Annotated in this window: 2 tRNA genes; both read left to right on the forward strand. The window is 51.0% G+C overall.

Features of this window, described 5'->3' with window-relative positions:
* Nucleotides 1–497 precede the first annotated feature (497 nt).
* A tRNA-Ile gene (locus tag JET16_RS29805) sits at nt 498–574 on the forward strand.
* A 15-nt stretch (nt 575–589) separates the two neighbouring features.
* Nucleotides 590–665 (forward strand) — tRNA-Ala (locus tag JET16_RS29810).
* The last annotated feature ends 3 nt before the right edge of the window (nt 666–668 follow it).

Consider the following 668-nt stretch of genomic DNA (forward strand, 5'->3'; position numbering starts at 1 on the left):
TGACCGATGCGTCAAGGTACAAATCTGGCTTCGGCCATCAGTGTATGCAGGGACATTTTCGCTTCGCGGAAAGTCCGATCTCGTTGTCAGTTTTGAGGGTGCAAGCATATTTCGCTTCGCGAAAATGCGATACCCTTCAAAAAAATGGTTAAGGTACTTTGAGGTACTTATTCGGTCTCCATGGTCGAGATATACCGCCTGTAAGGGATATTGAAGTACTTATTTGCCGCGTTTTTTCCTTCTATGAGGGGAAACGGGTGGAAATAAGTACTCGAAAGTCGCTTATATGTGCGGATGATCGATTGGCTGCAGGCAAATAAGTACTCGAGAATCCCTTAATCGAATCGCTTGGCATATGCCGGAACGATTGGCAGCACTTGCTGTTGAATCGGTGACCGGGACTGTGCTAAGATGATCTACCGGTTTGGTGGTAATGGCGGAAGGGAACCACGCGTNCCGCCAAGCCGGCCATCTAGCGATGGCAAAGTGAATAACTGGGGCCTTTAGCTCAGCTGGTTAGAGCGCACCCCTGATAAGGGTGAGGTCGGTGGTTCGAGTCCACTAAGGCCCACCATTTCCATTTGTATACGGGCCCATAGCTCAGCTGGGAGAGCGCCTGCCTTGCAAGCAGGAGGTCAGCGGTTCGATCCCGCTTGGGTCCACCATGA

Source organism: Paenibacillus alkalitolerans (assembly GCF_016482785.1).
Lineage (GTDB): Bacteria > Bacillota > Bacilli > Paenibacillales > YIM-B00363 > Paenibacillus_AE > Paenibacillus_AE alkalitolerans.